This is a genomic window from Sporosarcina sp. G11-34, assembly GCF_026931025.1.
The window spans coordinates 289,094-311,894 of record NZ_JAHNZW010000003.1; the positions used below are offsets into that span (position 1 = coordinate 289,094).

At 39.5% G+C, this 22,801-nt stretch carries 23 protein-coding genes; 18 read left to right on the forward strand and 5 right to left on the reverse strand.

Annotated elements, in window-relative coordinates:
- The first annotated feature begins 28 nt into the window (after positions 1-28).
- Positions 29-1,294, forward strand: coding sequence for a tyrosine--tRNA ligase (tyrS, locus tag KSU66_RS05615; RefSeq protein WP_269050435.1), 1,266 nt, complete (start codon positions 29-31; stop codon positions 1,292-1,294).
- A 101-nt stretch (positions 1,295-1,395) separates the two neighbouring features.
- Here the strand turns inward: tyrS and rpsD are convergent, their stop codons facing one another.
- Complete coding sequence (gene rpsD, locus KSU66_RS05620; protein WP_269050436.1) at positions 1,396-1,998, reverse strand: 30S ribosomal protein S4; 603 nt, start codon at positions 1,996-1,998, stop codon at positions 1,396-1,398.
- Positions 1,999-2,353: 355 nt separating this feature from the next.
- Between rpsD and megL the strand changes: the two genes are divergently transcribed.
- The gene (gene megL, locus KSU66_RS05625) at positions 2,354-3,574 is read left to right on the forward strand and encodes a methionine gamma-lyase (protein WP_269050437.1); all 1,221 of its coding nucleotides are present in this window, start codon (positions 2,354-2,356) and stop codon (positions 3,572-3,574) included.
- A gap of 45 nt (positions 3,575-3,619) precedes the next feature.
- Here the strand turns inward: megL and KSU66_RS05630 are convergent, their stop codons facing one another.
- A complete protein-coding gene (locus tag KSU66_RS05630) occupies positions 3,620-4,102 on the reverse strand; it encodes a GAF domain-containing protein (RefSeq protein WP_269050438.1) in 483 nt (160 codons plus the stop codon).
- A 197-nt stretch (positions 4,103-4,299) separates the two neighbouring features.
- On the opposite strand from KSU66_RS05630, the gene ezrA reads away from it, so the two are divergent.
- From ezrA to rarD, 8 genes are all read left to right on the forward strand, one after another.
- Positions 4,300-5,991 carry a septation ring formation regulator EzrA gene (gene ezrA, locus KSU66_RS05635; RefSeq protein WP_269050439.1) on the forward strand — a complete coding sequence of 564 codons (1,692 nt, stop codon included), beginning with the start codon at positions 4,300-4,302 and terminating at the stop codon, positions 5,989-5,991.
- Positions 5,992-6,080: 89 nt separating this feature from the next.
- The gene (locus KSU66_RS05640; protein WP_269050440.1) at positions 6,081-7,226 is read left to right on the forward strand and encodes a cysteine desulfurase family protein; all 1,146 of its coding nucleotides are present in this window, start codon (positions 6,081-6,083) and stop codon (positions 7,224-7,226) included.
- Positions 7,213-8,415 (forward strand): tRNA uracil 4-sulfurtransferase ThiI, encoded by a 1,203-nt coding sequence (gene thiI, locus KSU66_RS05645; protein ID WP_269050441.1) that lies wholly within the window; start codon positions 7,213-7,215, stop codon positions 8,413-8,415. The genes KSU66_RS05640 and thiI overlap by 14 nt, the downstream gene beginning before the upstream one ends.
- Positions 8,416-8,496: 81 nt before the next feature.
- Complete coding sequence (locus tag KSU66_RS05650) at positions 8,497-8,706, forward strand: alpha/beta-type small acid-soluble spore protein (RefSeq protein ID WP_269050442.1); 210 nt, start codon at positions 8,497-8,499, stop codon at positions 8,704-8,706.
- 190 nt (positions 8,707-8,896) lie between these two features.
- Positions 8,897-9,112, forward strand: a complete 216-nt coding sequence (locus KSU66_RS05655; RefSeq protein WP_269050443.1) for an alpha/beta-type small acid-soluble spore protein — start codon at positions 8,897-8,899, stop codon at positions 9,110-9,112.
- 163 nt (positions 9,113-9,275) lie between these two features.
- Positions 9,276-9,476 carry an alpha/beta-type small acid-soluble spore protein gene (locus KSU66_RS05660; RefSeq protein WP_269050444.1) on the forward strand — a complete coding sequence of 67 codons (201 nt, stop codon included), beginning with the start codon at positions 9,276-9,278 and terminating at the stop codon, positions 9,474-9,476.
- A 145-nt stretch (positions 9,477-9,621) separates the two neighbouring features.
- On the forward strand, positions 9,622-11,190 hold the full coding sequence (mbcS, locus tag KSU66_RS05665) for an acyl-CoA synthetase MbcS (RefSeq protein ID WP_269050445.1): 1,569 nt from the start codon (positions 9,622-9,624) through the stop codon (positions 11,188-11,190).
- A gap of 109 nt (positions 11,191-11,299) precedes the next feature.
- Entirely contained in the window at positions 11,300-12,208 is a 909-nt protein-coding gene (gene rarD / locus KSU66_RS05670; RefSeq protein WP_269050446.1) for an EamA family transporter RarD, read from the forward strand.
- Positions 12,209-12,260: 52 nt separating this feature from the next.
- Here the strand turns inward: rarD and KSU66_RS05675 are convergent, their stop codons facing one another.
- Positions 12,261-13,061, reverse strand: a complete 801-nt coding sequence (locus KSU66_RS05675; RefSeq protein WP_269050447.1) for an NAD kinase — start codon at positions 13,059-13,061, stop codon at positions 12,261-12,263.
- Between the two features lie 106 nt (positions 13,062-13,167).
- Between KSU66_RS05675 and sppA the strand changes: the two genes are divergently transcribed.
- From sppA to KSU66_RS05700, 5 genes are read left to right on the forward strand one after another with little or no spacing between them, the layout of a single operon-like run.
- Positions 13,168-14,178, forward strand: a complete 1,011-nt coding sequence (sppA, locus tag KSU66_RS05680) for a signal peptide peptidase SppA (protein WP_269050448.1) — start codon at positions 13,168-13,170, stop codon at positions 14,176-14,178.
- 13 nt (positions 14,179-14,191) lie between these two features.
- A complete protein-coding gene (locus tag KSU66_RS05685; protein ID WP_269050449.1) occupies positions 14,192-14,776 on the forward strand; it encodes an RDD family protein in 585 nt (194 codons plus the stop codon).
- Between the two features lie 32 nt (positions 14,777-14,808).
- A complete protein-coding gene (gene tpx / locus KSU66_RS05690; protein WP_269050450.1) occupies positions 14,809-15,315 on the forward strand; it encodes a thiol peroxidase in 507 nt (168 codons plus the stop codon).
- 53 nt (positions 15,316-15,368) lie between these two features.
- On the forward strand, positions 15,369-16,280 hold the full coding sequence (locus tag KSU66_RS05695) for a class I SAM-dependent methyltransferase (protein WP_269050451.1): 912 nt from the start codon (positions 15,369-15,371) through the stop codon (positions 16,278-16,280).
- Between the two features lie 36 nt (positions 16,281-16,316).
- Complete coding sequence (locus KSU66_RS05700) at positions 16,317-17,507, forward strand: acetate kinase (protein ID WP_269050452.1); 1,191 nt, start codon at positions 16,317-16,319, stop codon at positions 17,505-17,507.
- Positions 17,508-17,615: 108 nt separating this feature from the next.
- Here the strand turns inward: KSU66_RS05700 and KSU66_RS05705 are convergent, their stop codons facing one another.
- On the reverse strand, positions 17,616-18,068 hold the full coding sequence (locus KSU66_RS05705) for a universal stress protein (protein WP_269050453.1): 453 nt from the start codon (positions 18,066-18,068) through the stop codon (positions 17,616-17,618).
- A gap of 260 nt (positions 18,069-18,328) precedes the next feature.
- Between KSU66_RS05705 and ald the strand changes: the two genes are divergently transcribed.
- Complete coding sequence (ald, locus tag KSU66_RS05710) at positions 18,329-19,447, forward strand: alanine dehydrogenase (protein WP_269050454.1); 1,119 nt, start codon at positions 18,329-18,331, stop codon at positions 19,445-19,447.
- 45 nt (positions 19,448-19,492) lie between these two features.
- Here ald and KSU66_RS05715 read toward each other — a convergent pair whose 3' ends face one another.
- Positions 19,493-20,593, reverse strand: coding sequence for a M24 family metallopeptidase (locus KSU66_RS05715; RefSeq protein ID WP_269050455.1), 1,101 nt, complete (start codon positions 20,591-20,593; stop codon positions 19,493-19,495).
- 107 nt (positions 20,594-20,700) lie between these two features.
- On the opposite strand from KSU66_RS05715, the gene KSU66_RS05720 reads away from it, so the two are divergent.
- Together KSU66_RS05720 and KSU66_RS05725 are read left to right on the forward strand one after the other, a co-directional pair.
- Complete coding sequence (locus KSU66_RS05720; protein ID WP_269050456.1) at positions 20,701-21,381, forward strand: metal-dependent hydrolase; 681 nt, start codon at positions 20,701-20,703, stop codon at positions 21,379-21,381.
- A gap of 96 nt (positions 21,382-21,477) precedes the next feature.
- Positions 21,478-22,785 (forward strand): DRTGG domain-containing protein, encoded by a 1,308-nt coding sequence (locus tag KSU66_RS05725; RefSeq protein WP_269050457.1) that lies wholly within the window; start codon positions 21,478-21,480, stop codon positions 22,783-22,785.
- The last annotated feature ends 16 nt before the right edge of the window (positions 22,786-22,801 follow it).

Below are 22,801 nucleotides of genomic sequence, written 5' to 3' on the forward strand. Positions count from 1 at the left end.
AATTTGATTTATTTGAGGAGGAAATGGGATGAAAAATGCATTGCTGGAAGATTTAAAATGGAGAGGTTTACTCTATCAACAAACAGATGAAAAGGGCCTTGAAGAACACTTGAATAAAGAAAAAATTTCATTATACTGCGGAGTCGATCCAACAGCAGATAGTATGCACATCGGTCATATTGTTCCGCTATTAACTCTTCGTAGATTTCAACAACATGGACATCGCCCTATATTATTAGTTGGCGGCGCAACGGGTATGATTGGGGATCCATCTGGTCGATTGGAAGAAAGGCAACTCCAAACGACAGAACAAATCGACAAAAACGTAGCAGGTATTAAAAAACAAATGGAACAAATATTTGATTTTGATACGGAAAATGGCGCACAAATGGTGAATAATAACGACTGGATTGGATCACTAAGTATTATTGAATTTTTACGAGATTACGGAAAGTTGTTGGGTGTAAACTATATGCTTGCGAAAGACAACGTCGCATCACGTCTTGAAGATGGCATTTCATTCACGGAGTTCTCTTATATGCTTATTCAAGGAATCGACTTTAATCATTTGTATAATAACTATGGTTGTCGTGTACAAATTGGTGGATCCGATCAATGGGGAAATATTACGACGGGTCTTGAAGTAATTCGGAAAACACATGAAGAAGAAACAAAAGCGTTTGGGATTACAATTCCACTTGTTACAAAAGCAGACGGTACAAAGTTTGGTAAAAGTGCGGGCGGTGCAGTTTGGCTTGATGCTGCAAAAACATCACCGTATGAATTTTACCAGTTTTGGATTAACACAGCGGACGCAGATGTTATTAAATACATGAAAATCTTTACGTTTATGGAACGTGAAGAAATCGAGGCGCTGGAAGTTACGGTGCAAGATGAACCACATTTGCGTAAAGCGCAACAAGTACTCGCCCAGGAAATGACGCGTTTGATTCATGGACAGGAAGCGTTGGATCAAGCAATCCGAATTTCAAAAGCATTGTTCAGTGGCGATTTGAAGGCATTAGCTGTGGATGAAATGAAAGATGCGTTTAAAGATGTTCCTTCATTTGAAATGGTGCGGGAAGCTAAAAATATTATTGACTTTATCGTAGAGGCAGGCGTGTCACCGTCAAAGAGACAAGCACGTGAAGATGTAACGAACGGCGCGATTTCGCTGAACGGAGAACGTGTGACCGATACGGCATATGAAGTAAGCACTGCTGATCGGTTGGAAGATGCGTTTACAATTGTCCGACGTGGGAAGAAAAATTATAAAATGATTAAATTTATATAATTTAGTGAGGAGGGGGCTGTCTACCAAGACGTCCTTTTTCTTTTGGTGAAAAATATGCGAAAAAAAGAGCCCCGTAAAAGGGCTCTTTTTCAAAAACGATATTAACGTGAGTAGAACTCAACGATAAGTGCTTCGTTAATTTCTGCTGCAAGTTCGCTACGCTCAGGCATACGAACAAATTGACCTACTTTTGTTTCTTCGTTGAAAGTAACATATTCAGGAACGAAGTTGTTCACTGAAAGTGCTTCATTTACAACGTCAAGGTTTTGAGATTTTTCACGTAGTGAAATTTCTTGACCAGGTTTAACGCTGAATGAAGGGATATCAACGCGTTTGCCGTCGACCAAAATATGGCCGTGGTTAACGATTTGACGAGCCGCACGACGTGTGCGTGCAAGGCCCATACGGTATACGATGTTATCAAGGCGAGTTTCAAGAAGAACCATGAAATTTTCACCGTGTTTACCAGGCATTTTACCTGCTTTGTCGAACATCGTTTTAAATTGGCGTTCATTCACACCGAACATGAAACGAAGTTTTTGTTTTTCTTGTAATTGCATTCCGTACTCGGAAAGTTTTTTACGTTGGTTAGGACCGTGTTGTCCTGGTGCGTAAGGGCGTTTTTCAATTTCTTTACCTGTGCCGCTTAGTGAAATACCAAGACGACGGGATAGTTTCCATGCTGGACCTGTATAACGAGCCATGAATGACTCCTCCTCTAAATTGGTTTTATTTTGTTGTAAAATAAGAACCAGATGCGTTCAATTCGAAAGCCATTCTATTATCTTGCATCTTCGCCTCCGCAGCCAGGAAGTTACGCGGTGCACCTTATAAAAGGAATAGACTGGACATACCGAAACACACAACTGCTGCAAATATTTTACACAACGTCAATCATAGCAATTTTAAATGAGGGAGTCAAGAAGTTAGATTCTTGGAAACAGGGAATCTTTTGATAGGGAAAATGAAAAATAGACACCTCTTTCACTTTTCTGAATAAGGTGTATTATGGAACTATATGAATAATAGTATTCAATTCATGAATGGGGTGTTTTTATAATGGAGAAAAAACAACAACTGCACAAGGATACAACGGTTATACACGAGGGGTATAATGATCAAGAACATCAGGGAAGTCTGGCAGTTCCGCTTTACCAAACGTCAACTTTTTCTTTTGAAAGTGCAAAACAAGGAGAGAATCGATTTTCAGGAGTTGAAGAAGGCAATATCTATTCGCGATTAGGTAACCCTACAGTACGTGTTCTAGAAGAGCGAATGGCGGCGCTAGAAAATGGTGCGGGAGCGCTTGCATTTGGTTCAGGCATGGCCGCGGTAAGTACTGTTCTTGTTCACTTAACGAAATCGGGGGATCATATTTTATGCTCACGTGGAATTTACGGGTGTACGTTTGGTCTACTTGGAATATTGGACGAGAAGTATAAGATTACACATGATTTAGTTCAAATGAGAACCGAAGAAGAAATTGAGCGCGCGATTAAACCCGAAACGGTTTGCATATACGTTGAAACACCTATTAATCCAACAATGGAACTTGTTGATTTGCATGCTATTGTGAACGTGGCGAAAAAGCACGGGCTTCGTGTTGTCGTTGATAATACTTTTTCGTCACCATATTTACAAAACCCACTCGATATCGGGGCTGATTTTGTTTTGCACAGTGCAACGAAATATATAAACGGGCACGGTGATGTCATTGCGGGGCTACTCGTCGGTAATGATAAAGAAGAGATGGAAAAAATTCGTATGACCGTTCAAAAAGATTATGGTGGAATCATTTCACCATTCGATGCGTGGCTTCTCATCCGAGGATTGAAAACATTACCGGTCCGGATGGAGCGTCATACATCCAATGCAGAAAAGATAATGGAATATTTAAAAGGGCAAAAGCTTGTGGAAGAAGTTTATTATCCATTTGATGAAAATAACCCTCAATTTGAAATAGCTAAAAACCAGATGAAAGCAGGGGGCGGACTTATTTCGTTCACCGTGAAAGGTGGTAAGGAAGAGGCGCAACTACTAATAGACAGTCTTGAGCTTATTAGGATAGCGGTTAGTCTTGGCGATGCGGAAACACTGATACAACACCCGGCAACGATGACACATTCAATTGTTCCGGAAAACGAACGGCTGTCAATGGGGATTACAGATTCTTTACTTCGATTAGCAGTAGGTTTGGAACATGCAGAAGATCTAATTAACGATTTAGACCGTGCATTTTCGTTATTGGAAAAATCATTAACCGAAGCATCAGCAAAATAATAAATGCCTTGGTGACCAGCCATACTGGTTACCAAGGCATTTTTATTATTTAATATGTGAAATAAGTACTTCGACGATTTTCTCTAACCCAATACGATCCTCTTCAGAGAAACGATCTAATTCAGGGCTATCGACATCGAGAACACCGAAAATGTTCCCGTTCTTAACGATTGGTATGACAATTTCAGATTGTGATGCGGCGTCGCAGGCGATATGACCTGGGAAAGCATTCACGTCAGGTACGATGATAGACTCTTTCGTTTTTGCCGCTGTTCCACAAACCCCTTTACCAAGTGGAATACGAATACATGCCGGGAGACCTTGAAACGGTCCAAGAACAAGCTCACTATCTTCTATTAAATAAAACCCAACCCAATTAATTCGATCGAAAAATTGGTTCAGTAAAGCTGAAGCATTGCTCAAGTTTGCATAAAGATTGGTCTCGCCTGTTAAAAGTGCATTTAATTGATTGGCAAGTTGCACATATTTTTCGCTCGTTTCATTCGCGTAATCCATTTTTGTGAACAAAGACAACACCCCGTATTTAAATTTTGTATGACCAAATTATATATGTACAATTCGTTTAATTCAACTATCGCAGATTGATTCGATAAAAAGACACATAAATCCCTAAAAAACTTTCATTTTAGCAACTTATTGTCTGAAAACGTGGTATTATATATGATGATATAATGATACGGCGATACCATGATGGGAGGACCACGATGCTATACATAGTCACCGCACTTATCGTACTACTAATCATAACGATAATCGTCTTTTCATACAGACGTAAACATATTAGTGAAATCGGAAGGTTAGAACAAGAAAAACTCCAAATTCAAAATAGACCGATACTTGAAGAAATGACAAAAATTAAACAGTTAAATATGACAGGTGAAACCGAAAAGAAATTTGAGCGTTGGAGAAGTGAATGGACAGAAGTAATGGATGTACATTTACCCGGCATCGACACGTTACTATTTGACGCCGAAGATGTAATAGGCCGTTTGCGTTTTAAAAAAGCAACCCAAATAGAAAGTGAAATACGGGAAAAAACTCACTTCTGTGATACAAAAATGAATGATATCTTACAGGAATTGAATGAACTTGTCGGTAGTGAAGAAAAGAATCGAATTGAAATGGAAAAACTTCAAGACGAACACCGGGCGGCACGTAAAACAATTCTTGCTTATCAACATTCTTTTGGAATGACTGCTGAACCGTTGGAAAAAGAGCTGGAGTTATTCAATCCGAAATTTGCGGAATATGAAGAACTCACGTCCAATGGCAACTATTTGCAAGCAAGGGAAGTAGTTATTTACCTTTCCGAAAAAGGTGAGCATGTTTTTTCGCTTATTGATGAAATCCCTTCACTCCTTACAGAATTGCAAAACAAAATACCATCATCCATCCGTAATCTTAGGAACGGAATCATGGAAATGGAAGATCAGTTCTATTACTTACACCATCTACAACTTACTGAACATCTTGATGGCATTGAAGAAGAAATTCAGGACATGTTGTCAGAAATGACGGAATTACAAATGGAATCGATTCAACAGCGTACAAATGAAATAAATATTCGCATCGATTCATTTTATGATGCGCTTGAAAATGAAGTTCATGCGAAAAGATATGTCGATGATCATTACGAATATACATTCGAAAAACTATCATCTATAAGATTGTTGACAAGAGAAACGTCAGATGAAGCGGCGTTTGTACAACAAAGTTACAGAATGAATGATGAGGAAGCGCAAATACCAATAGATGCGATGAAAAAGTTGGATGCACTTAGTAAACGGTTTGAAGTGCTCTCATTAAGAGTAGAGAATAACGAATCCGCCTATTCCAGTCTTGAAGATGAACTTCGAAGAATGAATGAAGAATTAGATCTCATTGCTGAAGAGCAAGAGGAATTTGCCCGTCGAATGAAAAATTTACGAATTGACGAAAATAGTGTCCGAATAAAACTCGAAGAACTAGCAAAAAAGTTGCAAAATACGGAACGCAAACTGTATAAAGGGAATATCCCAGGTATTCCTGATGAGGTGGATGCACGACTCGAAGAAGCCGAGGAACAGATATATGTAGTTACTCAAAGTTTGCAAGAAGTACCATTAAACATGAATCTTGTGAATTCCTATTTAGAGAACGCTGAGAAGTCCGTTGCGGATGTGACTGAAAAGGTTGAAGAGTTACTCGAAAATGTTATGCTAATTGAATGGATTATTCAATATGGAAATCGATACCGCGCGACAAATCCCGCTATGCATGCCCGTCTTCTTGAAGCAGAGGAATCGTTTAGACAATTTAGGTATGCCAAAGCATTGGAAGAAGCGGCGACTGCGGTTGAAGAGGTAGAGCCGGGCGCGATGAAAAAAATTGAAGAGTTTGCACACGAAAATGTTTAGTGAATTAAGTTATTATTGGCCACCGGCATATTGAGTGCAGGTGGCTTTGTTACGCTTTTAAGGCGAATTGTAAGAAAAGGATGGTATAAATGATTTATTTAGATAACAGTGCAACGACGGCACCCGATGAAGAGGTGCTTTCTTCATTCATGGAAGTGAATCGAAGATATTTTGCGAATCCAGCATCGCTTCATCTCCCTGGAAAAGAAGCAGAAACTCTTCTTGAACGTTCAAGAGAGCAAATTTTGTCGATTCTTGGAGCGGCTGATGGGGAAGTAATATTTATGTCTGGGGGCACAGAAGCAAATAATTTAGCAATTGTTGGATTGGCCCGGGCGCTTCGTTCAAGAGGCCAACATATTATAACGACACCGATTGAACATCCCTCGGTCCTTCGAGCGATAAACTATCTTGAAAAAGAAGGTTTTGAAATAGATTATCTTTCTGTTGACAAACAAGGGTTGGTAGACCCAAAAGAATTGGCTGGAAAAATTCAAGAAAACACAATTCTTGTAAGTATTATGCATGTGAATAATGAAATCGGTACTGTGCAACCAATTGCAAAGTGTGCAGAAATCATTAAAGAGAAATCACGTGCAGTTTTTCATTCGGATGCAGTTCAAAGTTTTGGAAAATTACCTATTTCATTATCAAGTGACGGACCTGATGTAATTACTATTTCAGCACATAAAATCAATGGTTTAAAAGGGTCAGGCATACTTGCGATGAAAAAAGGAATAAAAATAGAAGCAGTCAATTTCGGTGGTGGACAAGAAAAAGGGTTGCGCAGTGGAACTGTTTCTGTACCCAATGCAGTCGCCATTGCAAAAGCGATGAGACTTAGTGTTTCGAAAAACGATAACGAGAACTATAAACTTTGGAGAAAGCGTTTAGTGAATTTTATAAACGAATTTAACGACGTTGTAGTTCTTGCTGAAGAAGCAGGTGCACCACATATATTATCAATTGCGTTTTATAAAATAAAAGGCGAAATTGCAGTGAATCACTTTCAAGAAAATGGAATTATCGTTTCGACATCAAGTGCCTGTTCGTCTAAAAGTGGCCGCGCGGGACATGTTATTGAGGCAATTCGTTTACCAGAGAATTATAAACACGGTGTAATTCGGGTTAGTTTTGGTAGCAATACTGAAAAGCAGCATATCGAACAATTTGAAAAAGCGTTTACACAATTTATAGATTTGCTTGGAAGGGGAAAGAAATATGAAGTGGAATGAATTATTAATTCGATACGGAGAATTATCATTAAAGGGTCGAAATCGTAGTTTCTTTGTAAGAAGGTTAAAAAACAACATTGCTGCTGCAATGAGAGATCTGCCTTCAGTTGAAATAAAAGCCGAACGTGACCGTATGTTTCTTATTGCAAATGACGACTATGATATGGAAGAAGCAATTAAACGTTTACCATATATTTTTGGAATTCAATCTTTTAGTCCAGTTGCAAAATGTGACGCTACAATGGAAGCGATTTATAGTAAAGCATTAGAAGTAATGGAATCGGTTGAGACAGAAGGAAAAACATTTAAAGTTGAAATCAGACGTACGGACAAATCATTTCCATATGTCACGCATGAGTTGCAACAAATGATTGGTTCCCATGTTCTTAGTAATTTCTCCGAACTTATTGTGCAAGTGAAAAAACCGGAAATTACATTGAATGTAGAAATTAGAAGTGAAGGCGCTTTTCTTACAGCAAAAGTATTTGAAGGTGCAAAAGGAATGCCGATTGGGTCGAATGGGAAAACATTACTTATGCTTTCTGGTGGTATTGATAGCCCAGTTGCAGGTTATCTTATGATGAAGCGTGGTGTTTCTATAGATGCCATTCATTTTGAAAGTCCGCCTTTTACAAGTGAATTGGCTAAACAGAAAGTAATTGACCTTGCGGAAAAGTTAAGTTCATTTGGATCGACTGTTCGACTTCATGTCATTCCATTTACTGAATTACAGCAAACGATTGTCCACAAAGTGCCCGATAGTGCCTCGATGACAACGACACGTAGAATTATGATGCAAATTGCAGATAAGGTTCGAATAGAAACAGAAGCATTGGCCATTGTGACGGGTGAAAGCTTGGGGCAAGTAGCGAGCCAAACATTAGAAAGCTTAACGGCGATTAATGCGGTTACGTCGACTCCTGTTTTACGTCCACTAATTGCATTAGATAAACTTGATATTATTGATATAGCCCAACAAATTGGGACATATGATATTTCAATCCGACCGTACGAGGATTGTTGTACGATATTCACGCCTGCAAAACCAAAAACGAAACCAAAACTCGAAAAGATTACTTATTATGAGAGCTTTACGGACTTTGATTCACTAATTGAAGAAGCGGTCAAAGAACGAGTCGTTTATGATTTACCACTTAAAAAGAAAGATGATTTTGACGCTTTTCTATAACTGATGAAAAAATTACCAGTTCACACCTGTGCATGAATGTTCCCAAACGGGACATTCTATGTGCACAAGGAGGTGTTGAAAATGCCAAACAGTGGAAACTCAAATCAACTTCTAGTTCCGGGTGTGCAACAAGCGCTCAATCAAATGAAAAACGAAATTGCTTCTGAATTTGGAGTACAAATGGGACCAGACGCAACATCGCGTGCCAACGGATCCGTCGGCGGAGAAATTACAAAGCGATTAGTGCGACAAGCCCAGCAACAAATGAGTGGTTACCAAAACAATAAATAACAAATCGACTGAAAAGCTGTTCCGATGATTTATTCGGAACAGCTTTTCTTCTTGTCTAGACTTCAGCTCTTTTTTGTTTCATTTGGAAAAGAAGTATACGTACTGGAAAAAGAGGTAAAACTTAACCATCAAAACTTTCGCATGATTTTTTCAAAATAGAGCAATCTATCTGTACAAGGAGGTGTTATTCATGCCAAGCAATAATAGTCGAAACTCAAATCAACTTCTAGTGCCCGGTGTACAACAAGCTCTTGATCAAATGAAAAATGAAATTGCTTCTGAATTTGGAGTGCAAATGGGACCAGATGCAACAGCGCGTGCCAACGGATCCGTCGGCGGAGAAATTACAAAGCGCTTAGTGCGACAAGCCCAGCAACAAATGAATGGAAACCAAAACAATCAATAATAAATGAATAAGAAAAGCTGTTCCGATAATATTTCGGAACGGCTTTTCTTATGAAACTTTCCGAAAAGGAATATTAAATTTTAAAGTTGTCAAAACTTATTAATAAAATTTTGCATGATTTTTCTGAAACGGTGCATTCTATCTATACAAGGAGGTGTTATTCATGCCAAACTCAAATAAGCTCGTTGTTCCTGGCGTAAGACAGGCACTCGATCAAATGAAAAATGAAATTGCTTCTGAATTTGGAGTGCAAATGGGACCAGATGCTTCATCGCGTGCCAACGGATCCGTCGGCGGAGAAATTACAAAGCGATTAGTGCAACAGGCCCAGCAACAAATGAAAGGATACCAAAATAATCAATAACAAATGGATGAAAAACTGTTTCGGGGTTCACTCCGAAACAGTTTTTTTCATTGGATTTATATATTTACTTTATGAAAAAATAAAAAATTTTGAGTTATTGATTAAATTCTGTATAATAGAATAATAAAGAGAAGGGGGAATACTTATGAAACGCGAACAGCTAATAGCACCTGAAAACTATAACCTTGTAAGTGAGTTTGAACAATATGCAACGGGTTCCGGAACAAAAGCACTCATTTATGTAAATGCAAAAGGTGAGGAAAAAGAAATTACATATGATGATCTAATGAACTTATCAAACAAGGCGGCAAATGTATTTCGTGCTAATGGACTCGAAAAAGGGGACGTCATTTTAGTAATGGTGCCACGTCTTATCGAGGCATATGTAACATACATAGGAGCACTTAAAGCGGGGCTTGTTGTTATTCCAAGTTCTGAAATGCTTAGGCCAACTGACATCGATTATCGATTGAAGCATAGTGGAGCCAAAGCGATTGTAGCTTATGGGGCTTATTCAAGCCAATTTGAAGAAGTTAAAACGATGGATAATATCCAACTGTTTATCGTTGGAGACGCTAAAGAAGGACAGCTATCGTTAACGGAGTTAATGGAAAGTGAATCGACCGAGTTTTCATCATCGGAAACGAAGAGTTCTGATATGGCATTCCTTTCATATACATCGGGGACAACCGGAGCGCCAAAAGGAGTCGTCCATACACATGCTTGGGCTTATGCACATTTACGAACGACTAGTGCAAATTGGCTTGGCATAGAACAAGGGGATGTTGTCTGGGCAACAGCCGCACCGGGATGGCAAAAATGGATATGGACACCGTTTCTTTCTGTATTAGGAAGCGGAGCAACAGGTTTAGTATATGACGGTAAGTTTGATGTGGGAACGTATTTAAATCTGATCAAAAACTATCAAGTGGACGTTCTTTGTTGTACACCAACAGAATATCGCTTCATGGCAGCCGATGAGCGGCTAGGAGAGTATGACTTATCTTCAATCCGCAGTGCCGTATCCGCCGGAGAACCACTTAACCGCGAAGTAATTGAAGTTTTCGATAAATTGTTTTCATTGCCAGTTAGGGATGGCTACGGACAAACTGAAAATACGCTCCTAGTCGGAACGATGTTAGGTATGGAAGCTAGACCTGGTTCAATGGGGAAACCGACCCCGGGAAATCGAGTAGAAGTTATTGATGATTTTGGAAATCCAAGCCCAACAGGAGAGATGGGAGATATTGCGGTACACATCTCCACACCTGCCTTATTTAAGGAATACCTAGAGGATCCAGAGCGGACGGCAATGCAATTCCGTGGGGAATACTATATAACAGGTGACCGTGCGAAAAAAGATGAAGACGGGTATTTTTGGTTTGAAGGTCGCGGAGATGATATTATTATCAGTTCTGGATACACAATCGGACCGTTTGAAGTAGAAGATGCATTGGTTAAACATCCCGCAGTAAGGGAATGTGCGGTTGTGGGAAGCCCTGATAAAGTGCGTGGAAGCATCGTAAAAGCATTCGTAGTTCTTAGAAATTCGGAGAGCAAAAACGAAGAAGGACTTATTAAAGAATTGCAAGACCATGTGAAAAAATTAACTGCACCTTATAAATATCCGCGTGAAATTGAATTTATTGAAGAGTTACCAAAAACAGCATCAGGAAAAATAATGCGAGTTGAACTTCGAAAAAAAGAACAATAATAAGTTAAATGCAACGACCGCTATTGTATGAAGAGGATGTTTCTTCTTACAATAGTGGTCTACTTTTTTAATCTATATTTTGATAAGCTAAATAGTTAGGGGATTTGTAATGCAGACAGAAAAAAGTGGCATCTTTTGGGCGATTGGTGCCTATCTTATTTGGGGACTTATGCCTATGTATTGGAAAAGTCTTGAACATGTCGCAAGTGCGGAAATATTAGTGGGGCGTATTGTATGGGCGTTTGTACTAACGTTAATCGTAGTTCTATTAATAAAAAATGGGCATCATTTTAAAAACGATATAAAAATACTTTGGAGTTCACAACGTGATTTTTGGTCTTTGTTTTTTGCGTCGGTTCTTGTGTCAAGCAACTGGTTTATTTATATATGGGCTGTGAATCATAACTTTATTGTTCAAACAAGTTTGGGTTATTACATAAACCCTCTAATTTCGGTATTACTCGGCGTTTTTTTTCTGAAGGAGAAACTAGCAAAAGCGCAACAAATCGCATTTGTACTTGCAACGATTGGCGTCATAATTTTAACGGTTTCCTATGGTGAATTTCCATGGTTGGCATTTACACTTGCGATCACTTTCGCAGTGTATGGACTTATTAAGAAGCAAATTAAGCTCGACCCGCTACGCGGATTAACAATTGAAACTTTATTTATTGTACCAGTTGCTGTTATTTATTATATTTGGCTGTTCAAAGATGGACACGCGGCCTTTTTACATATTGATTTAAAAACGGATATATTACTTATATTAACAGGAGCAGCAACTGCACTACCGCTTGTGATGTATGCAAAAGCTGTTCAAAAAATTCCACTCTATATGGCAGGATTTCTTCAATATATTGCACCAACGATGATGCTTTTTATTGGAGTGGTTATTTATGATGAGACGTTCGGTAAAATCGATTTGTTGTCATTCGCATTTATCTGGTCTGCACTTTTATTATTTACAGTGTCAAAAGTTATAGAAGCTATAAAAAGTAAAGGAACGCAGGAAGCTTAAATCTAAATTGTAAAAAGGTCTCTTCACGTGAAGAGTGAAGAGGCCTTTATGATCATAAATAAATTCGTTGTACTTTTTCCCAAAATGAATTATTTTTAAGCTTAACGGTTTTGATTGTTTTTTTACTAAGAACGATGTCAATGTTTTCTACTTTTCGAATACCGAGAGCTTCGTTGTCTGCCGCCATTAATGGAAAATCATTACCGTCTTGGTGAACACGAAGACGAAGTTTACGTTCGCCGCCCATAATGAAAGAAGAGCCCAATGTTCTGTACTTATTATTATTTACTGAAGCAAGTTCAGTTACTTGAAAACAGGAAAGCAGTGGATCGACGACAGCGCCTTTAACAGATTTGTTATATGCAGTGCTTCCTGTTGGCGTGGAAATGATAAGTCCATCACCTAGGAACGTTTCGAATAACAAGTCATCAATAATGACGTCCAAGATAAAGGTTCTAATAATATTTGAACGAATACTGAATTCATTCAAACAATAGAATGGACGATGATCATCAATTGTTACTTCGATAAGCGGATAACGGCGCACTTCAATTTCGGACCGACGGATAGACTGGGTCATTTCGTAAAGATTATTATAATTGAAATCACAATATAATCCGTGCTTGCCTGTTAATGAAATTCCGGCATAAAGACAATTTTGACGAAAACCAGTTTTTCGGACAGCTTGTAAAAAAGAACCATCGCCACCGATACTAATAATAATATTTGCCTCTTTACTATTATTTGTCATTGTGAACCCTTCATGAATAAGCGCATCTTCGACTTTAGCCTTTTTATCGAGCGAATCTTCATCATGTTTACTATAAATATAAATATTCATCCGTTCTGTCAAATTGTGCACCCCTTTCCAATGAGTTAAGTATATTTTAACATGCAATGAAACATTTCGGGAGTACAAACGTATAGAATAAGGTAGGGATTAAAAGGAGGAAGTTAAAATGACAATGAAACGGTGGATTGCGGTCATCGTGGCGGCAGCACTTATTTTTGTTTCGGTAGGTGTGAATTCGTTATCGTACATATTTACAAGGGACTTCAATAGTTTATTTGAAGATGTACTGGCTACGACTTCGGAATATGGAGAGACGATTATTGAAGATGGAAGTACAAAAGAGAAAATAGCGGTCGTCACGCTAGACGGAGTTATTCAAGATCTTGGTGGAGCTACTTCTATATTTCAGTCTGCGGGGTATGATCATCAATTTTTCATGAACCAATTGGAACTTATATTGGAAGATGAAACGGTGAAAGGCGTTGTGCTCAAAGTGAATACTCCTGGTGGAGGTGTTGTCGAGTCGGCAGATATTTACGACGCCATCCGAATGATTCAACTTGAAAAAGAGATTCCCGTCTATGTTTCAATGGGGGGAATGGCGGCTTCGGGTGGCTATTATGTTTCAGCACCAGCAGAAAAAATCTTCGTTAACAGAGAAACGATTACAGGTTCAATTGGTGTCATAATGGAAAGTATGAACTACGCGAAACTGGCAGAAAAGTATGGAATTGATTTTAATACAATTAAAACAGGACCATATAAAGATATTATGAGTGGCTCACGTGAAATGACAGATGTAGAACGTGAAATGCTTCAGGAAATGATTAATGATTCGTATGAGCGCTTCGTGGAAATTATAGCGGAAGGTCGCGGTATGACTAAAGAAGAAGTAAAAAATGTTGCTGATGGACGCATAATGAACGGACGCCAAGCAATTGAAGCGGGTCTTGCAGATGATTATGGAAAACCTGCAGATGTTATTTCGGCAATGAAAGAAGATTATGATCTTGGTACTGCTCAAGTATTCGAGTATGCGGCAAAAGATAGTTGGTTATCGCTATATCGTGTCAAGGCGGGAAATCTTTTGGGTGGAAACGTTGAATCAGAACTCATTGGTAAGCTATTGTCTGATTACAGCTCACCGCGGATGATGTATCTATACGGTGAAAAATAAGGAGGGGTTAACCATGTCGGAACATATTGAAGAGCAGTCTACTCATGTGCAAGATCCTCCTGTAATGGGTCGTACACCGGCGTATGATACCGTTCAAACAGAGCATTTTCGTCCCAAGTTTGCAGGTTTTTGGACACGTTTTTGGGCTTATTCCATCGATCTTATCGTTGTATATGCGATTAGCGGAATTCTTATTAAACCGTTATTTAGAGCCGTTGATCTTTCGGTGTCGAGCCCCATATTTTTATTGTTTAATTCCTATAAAATTACGACCTTAATCGTGCTTCTTGTTTACTTTGCTTTGATGACAAAGTTTTTTCAGCAAACAATTGGAAAGATGATTTTGGGCATTAAAGTTGTGCCTAAAGCTGGGAAAAGTCTTACGTGGGGAACGATTATTTTCAGAGAAGTCTTTGGCAGATTTATATCGAAAACGCTTGTAATTCCATATTTACTCACTATTTTCATGCCTAAGAAAGAAGCGCTTCACGACTTATTCGCGGACACATATGTAGTCCATGAAGATACGTACGAAAAAGAATTTCATATAATTCACACGAAAAAAGCCGATAATTTGCATGAGAGTACACTAATTTAGTAAGATTAAAAGAGAAGGGGAGGCGTTTTTTAATGGCTAAAGTTACATTTCACAACGATCCTGTTACATTGTTAGGTAAAGAAATTACAGTGGGGGACAAAGCCCCTAATTTTACCGTGCTTGCAAATGATTTAAGCGAAGTGACTCTCGTGGATTCAAAAGGTAAAGTACGTCTAATTAGTGTTGTACCTTCAATTGATACGGGTGTTTGCTCTACACAAACTCGGAAGTTCAATGAAGAAGCAGCAGCACTAGGGGACGATGTTCAAATACTTACGGTTTCAGTAGATCTACCATTCGCACAAGGCAGATGGTGTGCGGCTGAAGGAATTGAAAATGTTCAAACATTATCGGATCATCGTGATTTGTCATTCGGTGAAGCGTACGGCGCAGTAATACAAGAACTTCGTCTTCTTACTCGTGCGGTGTTTGTCATTGATAAGGACGACAACGTTACATACGTCGAATATGTTCCGGAAGTAACAGATCATCCTGATTACGATCAGGCAATCCAAGCAGTAAAAGAATTGACTAAATAATATAATTGAAACCCACTCGGAAACGGGTGGGTTTTGTTGACTGAGGGATGAAAATGCAAACAAATACTGAGAAGATCTTTACATTTATTGATACGTATGCGGAATCTGCTGAAACACTTTATCTTGAAGCAGTAATTACTGCTTGTGAACAATGGCTTTCTGGAGAGCAAAGTCCAAAAATTGAAGAAGGTGTAACGAAAGAGGAAATTCGCCGTGGGATACAGCTCGCTATTTTAAAAGGAATGCAACAATCTGCGCAATCACACCATCAAATGACACCCGATTCGATTGGTATGCTCATTGGCCATATTGCGGGGAAGCTTGTTGAAGGTGAACCGGGCGTCACGCTTCTTGATCCGGCGGCTGGAACTGGTAACTTACTTTACACAGTAATGAACACGATTGGAAAAGACGTTAAAGCAAGCGCAGTCGAAATAGATGAGCTACTAGTAAGACTTTCCGCGGTCACTGCGGAGTTGCTGGAGCATCCAGTGTCCTTTTACGTGCAAGATGCACTTAGACCACTACTAATCGATCCAGTGGACTTAACGATAAGTGATTTACCTGTAGGATTTTACCCTGACGATGACAACGCATCGGACTATAGGCTAATGCCTGTAGAAGGGCACGCGTATGCTCATCATCTATTCATCGAGCAATCCATGAATCACACAAAGCCTGGTGGTCACGCTATATTTATCGTTCCCGCCAACTTATTTGACTCCGAACAATCGGCAAATTTACAACCATATTTAAAAAAAGAGACGTTTATTCGTGCGGTCATCCAACTGCCCGATTCTTTATTTAAAAACGCATCGCATGTAAAAAGCATTCTTATCCTCCAAAAACCATATGGGGAGATGAAAGCGACACCAGAAGTACTACTAGCAAAAGTACCGGATATGAAAAACAAGCAAGCAATGGCCTTATTTTTTCAAAAGATTGATATGTGGGTGAAAGAATAATTATAAATTGATTTTAGTTGAAAAGAGGTGCTTTTAATGTCAAATATTTTGGCGATTAACGCTGGAAGTTCCTCATTGAAGTTTCAGCTACTCAATATGTCTGGGGAGCATGTAACTGCGATAGGACAAATAGAGAGAATCGGGCTTTCCGATTCGGTATTTAAGATGAAAACCGAACGGGGAAAAATAGAACGGATTGCTACTATACACAATCATTCAGAAGCGGTTGCAATCGTACTTGATGCATTGCTAAGTGAAGGTGTCGTGAAATCATTCGATGAAATTGACGGTATCGGGCATCGTGTTGTTCACGGAGGTGAGATTTTTAGCGATTCTGTGCTCATTGACGACGATGTTTTAATCACGCTCGAAAGTCTTTCAGAATTAGCGCCGCTTCATAATCCAGCGAATATAATAGGAATTAAAGAATTTAGAAAGAAATTGTCCTCTATACCCGCAGTTGCAATTTTTGATACGGCTTTTCACCAGACAATGCCGGAAAGTTCATTTTTATATCCGCTTCCTTATGAGTATTATGAGAAGTACGGTATTCGGAAATATGGTTTTCACGGGACAAGCCATAAGTATGTAACGGAAAGAGCCGCTGAACTATTGAATCGTCCACTGGACAAGACTCGACTTATTTCATGTCATCTAGGGAATGGAGCGAGTATTGCGGCCGTTAAAGGTGGAAAATCGCTTGATACATCGATGGGATTCACGCCACTAGCCGGAGTAACAATGGGGACACGTTCGGGAAATATTGATCCAGCACTTATTCCGTACATAATGGAGCAAACAGGAAAGTCAGTTGAAGAAGTGCTCGATGTGCTTAATAAACAATCGGGTATGCTTGCGATTTCTGGGTTTTCTAGTGACTTGCGTGATATTGAGATTGAAGCGTCTAAAGGGAATGAGCGTGCACAGCTTGCGTTGGATGTATTTGCGGACCGAATTCATAAATATATAGGATCATACGCCGCAAGAATGGGTGGAGTCGACGCTATTATTTTCACTGCGGGAATTGGTGAAAACTCGGATGTAATTCGAGAAAAGGTACTAGCTGGGCTTGAGTTTATGGGTGTATATTTCGATCCGAATTTGAACAATATTCGCGGCGCAGAAGTGGACATTAGCTTTCCATATTCACCCGTAAAGATTTTAGTGATTCCAACGAATGAAGAAATTATGATTGCTCGCGATACGGTTCGTGTAGCGGGGCTATAAGTAGGGGAAAAAGCGCGTGTGCTAGATATCCATAGCGTAATGATAGAATAGGAAAAAGGAGACAATTCGTTCGATATTGAACGAATTGTCTTCTTTTTAGTTGTAAAATTAGTCTTCATCTTGGGGTGTGCGAATAACGAGAACATCACATTTTGCAGAGCGAACGATATTTTCGGAAACACTACCGATTAAAAAACGTTCAACGGCATTCAAACCTGTAGCACCACAAATAATTAAGTCAGCAGTTACTCTTTTAGCTAGATCACGTGAAATCATTGTTTTCGGTGAACCATAATCGACAATAATATTTACTTTGGTAACACCTTTTGCTTCCGCTTTCAGTTTGTATTCACCAAGAAGTTCTTCCGCAAACTTTTGTGCTCGTTCCGCAATGGATCGATCATAAGCCTCGACCGCGGCGTAAGAGCGAGTGTCAATAATATTAACTAGATTCAAAGTCGCATTATTTCGTGTAGCAATACCTACAGACTTTTTGAAAGCCCATTCGGATTCCTTTGATCCATCGATTGCAACTAGAATTTGCTCGTATTGTAATGTCATATCAAAAAACCTCCATCTCATTTTTTACTACTACAACTATTAAATTCAACAAAGTAGATAGAAAGTCCTTTTAATTTATTGAATGAAATTAAAAGATTCGGCAAATAGAGATGAAATGTGACAGAAATCACAAAGAGTATTAAGTTTTTGAAAGACAAGCATAATTCAGTTAAAACTGATAAAATAAGGGAGAGTGAATTTGCTAAGCTTATTTCCTTGCAAATTCAAAGGTTTGTTAATTATATAGGGGGCTACAAATTATGCGTATTGGTGTTCCGAAAGAAGTATTAAACAATGAAAATCGTGTAGCAATGACGCCAGCCGGTGTTTTTACGTTAAAAGAATCGGGGCATGAAGTGTTCATTCAACAAGGTGCGGGTCTTGGCTCAAGCATTACAGATGAAGAGTATACTGTTGCGGGTGCCATAATTGTTGAAACTGCTGAAGAAGCATGGAACGCAGATATGGTAATGAAAGTGAAAGAACCCCAGTCTTCCGAATATGATTTTTTCCGTGAAGGACAAATTATATTCACGTATTTTCATCTTGCTACGGAAGTTAAACTTACAAATGTCCTACTTGAAAAGAAAGTAACTGCAATTGCTTATGAAACAGTTCAACTTTCAAATAATACACTTCCACTTCTTGCTCCAATGAGTGAAGTTGCCGGACGTATGGCAATCCTTATTGGTGCTCAATTTCTTCAAAAAACGAATGGCGGGCAAGGAACTCTTCTTGGGGGAATTCCAGGTGTATCACGTGGTAATGTCACGGTTATTGGCGGTGGAATGGCAGGAACGAATGCAGTTCGTGTCGCAATTGGAATGGGAGCGCATGTTACAGTCATTGACCTTTCTACAGATCGTTTGCGTCAATTGGAAGAGTTATTTGGAAATGATGTTCAAACACTGGTTTCGAATCCGTTTAACATCGCCGATGCTGTAAAAGATGCGGATTTAGTTGTCGGTGCTGTTTTAATACCGGGTGCTAGAGCGCCTAAACTTGTATCTGAAGAAATGGTTAAAACGATGAAACCAGGTTCTGTTCTTGTAGATATCGCAATTGACCAAGGCGGAATCTTTGAAACGTCCGACCGAATTACTACACATGACGAACCGACATATGAAAAACATGGGGTTGTACACTATGCAGTTGCAAATATGCCAGGTGCTGTTCCACGTACCGCAACAATGGGACTTACAAACAATACAGTTCCTTACGCATTGCAAATTGCAAACAAAGGTGTCGATAAGGCACTTCTTGACAATCCTGCACTTCAAAAAGGATTGAATACATTTAATGGGCATATAACATACAAAGCCGTCGCAGACGCACAAGATGCAAAGTATGTCCCAGCTGAATCATTATTGCAACAATAATAGGTAAAAGGCTGTCCGCTTATTTATAAGGGGACAGCCTTTTCTTTATGCAGGGTCAATAATACGTAACTCTTTTGGGAACTTTGTAAGTACTTCTACTCCGTCTGCGGTTACAACGACATCGTCTTCAATACGAACGCCCGTAATGTCGGGATGATAAATACCCGGCTCGATTGTAAAAACCATGCCTTCAGTGAGAATCATGTCGTTTGTACCCGTAATGGAAGGATATTCGTGTACTGAAATTCCGAGACCATGACCGAGTCGGTGTGTGAAATAATCACCGTAACCAGCGGTAGAAATCACATCGCGCGCAGCTTTATCAAGCTCGAGTGCTTTTACACCAGGACGAACAAGATCGACTGCGGCTTGTTCTGCCTGTCTGACTGTTTCGTAGATTTCACGCTGTGCATCCGTAGGTTCCCCGAATGCGACAGTTCGTGTAATGTCTGAACAATAGCCATTATAAATAACACCTAGGTCAAACAGGATGAAATCCCCTTTTTGAATTTTTCGATCACCGGGTGTGCCGTGTGGTGAAGCTGTTTTAGGTCCAGAAAGTACCATTGTATCGAAAGACATTTTTTGAACGCCTTTTTTCTTCATTTCAAACTCAATCGCCATAAGTATTTCAAGTTCAGTTTTACCTTCTGCAATTTCTTTGCAGCCTACTTCTACCGCATAATCTGCAAGTTCCGCGGCAATACGTAAGTTTGTAAGTTCTTCTGCATCTTTAATGACACGCATTCGATTCAATTGTTCATCGAGCCGAGTAAAAGTAGCGCCCGGGAACAGCTGATCCACTCGTTCCAATCGTTCAACCGTTAAGTGGGACTTTTCAATAGCGAATGACTTCGGCATATAGCCACGGTTACGAATCGCTTTCAATACGACATCCCATGCATCTTCGGTGTCTGCATGACCAATAACTTCGAATGGCCAACCTGTTGCTTTCACATCAGGTACTTCCATCAAAGGACAAATAATAAATGGCTCTGCTTCTTTAAAAATCATAAGACCGAGTAGTCGTTCGTGTGGGTTGCTGCTAAATCCAGATAAATAAAATATATTATCAGGTGTAGTAACAAACGCTGCATCTACGTCTTGGTTGCGTAAGAACTGTTGAACACTTTCAATCTTTCCCAATAGTGTGACCTCCTTTTTTAATGTATTAACTATATCAGAAAAAGAGGGTTTATTGGAATTGTAGCGAAAAATGTATTATTGGGAAGAAAATAAAGGGGGAACTAAGCATGCAAATTTCTTATCACGGGCATTCGATTGTAAAAGTAAAAACAGGTGAATATACTATTTTAATCGATCCGTTTATTACAGGGAATAAGTTAACAGACCTTGTCGTTGAAAAAGAAAAACCGGACGTTATTTTATTAACACATGGGCACAACGATCACGTTGGAGATACAGTTGAAATTGCGAAGGCATGTGATGCGCTTATCGTCGCTCCAAACGAACTTGCTGTTTACTTAAGTTGGCAGGGAGTCCGTACGCATGGTATGAATCTTGGCGGTGCCAACGAATTTCCATTTGGTACCGTGAAATTCACACAAGCATTCCACAGTTCTTCGTATACAACGGATGACAATGAAATTATTTATACGGGGATGCCTGCTGGGATTTTATTTACAGCTGAAGGTAAAACAATTTACCACGCCGGAGATACTGCGATATTTGGAGATATGGAGATGATCGGGAAACGTCATCCGATTGACGTTGCATTTGTTCCAATCGGTGATAATTTTACGATGGGCCCGCAAGATGCGGCGTGTGCAGTGGAATTACTAAATCCGAAGCTTGCGATTCCTATCCATTTCAATACATTTCCACCGATTGAACAAGATCCGGAAACGTTTAAAGCACTCGTAAAAGAGCATGAAGTGAAAATAATGGAAGCTGGGAACAGTTTTGAATTATAATTATTTGGTTCGGGTAGGCTAGAAGCTACCCGAACCATTTTTCATCTTCATTTATGATAGAATGAAGTTAGGTAATGATAAGGAAAAGGTGAAGACATGTCGACTAAACATGAACAGATATTACGTTATATTAAAGAACTATCTGTTGGAGAAAAAATATCCGTACGTCAAGTTGCGCGCGCCCTTTCGGTAAGTGAGGGAACAGCGTACCGCGCGATTAAAGAAGCGGAAAATAGAAAACTTGTAAATACGATTGAGCGTGTTGGAACAATTCGAATTGAAAAGAAAAAAAGAGAAAACATAGAACAACTGACTTTTGCGGAAGTACTTAATATTGTTGACGGGCAAGTACTTGGAGGACGGGGTGGGTTACATAAAACATTAACGAAGTTTGTCATTGGTGCAATGCAATTGGATGACATGATGCGCTATATTGACCCGGGCAATCTTCTGATAGTTGGTAACCGTTTGCAGGCCCATAAAACAGCGCTGTTAGCAGGGGCAGCTGTTTTAGTTACGGGAGGTTTTGACGCAACAGACGAAGTGAAAAAACTTGCGGATGAACTAGAACTTCCAATTATTTCGACAAGTTATGACACATTCACTGTGGCAACAATGTTAAATAGGGCGATTTTTGATCAGCTAATTGAGAAAAAGATTCTTCTTGCGGAGGATATCTTAACGCCACTGTCAGAAGCGGTCGTTCTATCGGCTAGTGCATCTATCGATGATTTTAATAAAGTGAATAAAGAATCGCAACACTCCGGTTACCCTGTTATTGAGAAGACTGGAAAGCTTGTAGGAATCGTTACATCCCGCGATGTTATCGGTAAGCCATTGGACGAATCGATTCGAAAAGTGATGACGCGAAATCCGATTACAGTAACTGAAAAAACAAGTGTCGCATCTGCAGGTCATAGCATGATATGGGAAGGCATCGATCTTGTTCCTGTTGTCACGGAGAACGAAACACTTGTAGGTATACTGAGTAGGCAAGATGTTTTAAAAGCGTTTCAAATGGCGCAACGTCAGCCGCAACAAGGGGAAACGAATGACGACGTTGTAAAAAGCCAGATGGTGATAAGTGTGGATGATCCGATGTCAATTGAATTTACGGTTGTTCCGCAACTGACCAATCAACTAGGTTCCTTATCTCATGGGGTAATGACTACGCTGTTGACGGAAGCTGGGCATCAGGCCATTAAGATGCATAAGCGTGGCGAAAGTGTTCCAGAAAATATGACATTATATTTCATAAAACATGTCCAACTAGGAAGCGTTGTGCGTGTTGAACCGAGGATTTTACATATGAGCCGAAGACTTGTGAAGGTTGATTTTGATATTATGAGTGAAGGCGAACTCGTTGCAAAAGCGATGATCATGTATCAGCTTTTTGAACGCTAAGGTAAAAAGAAAAAAC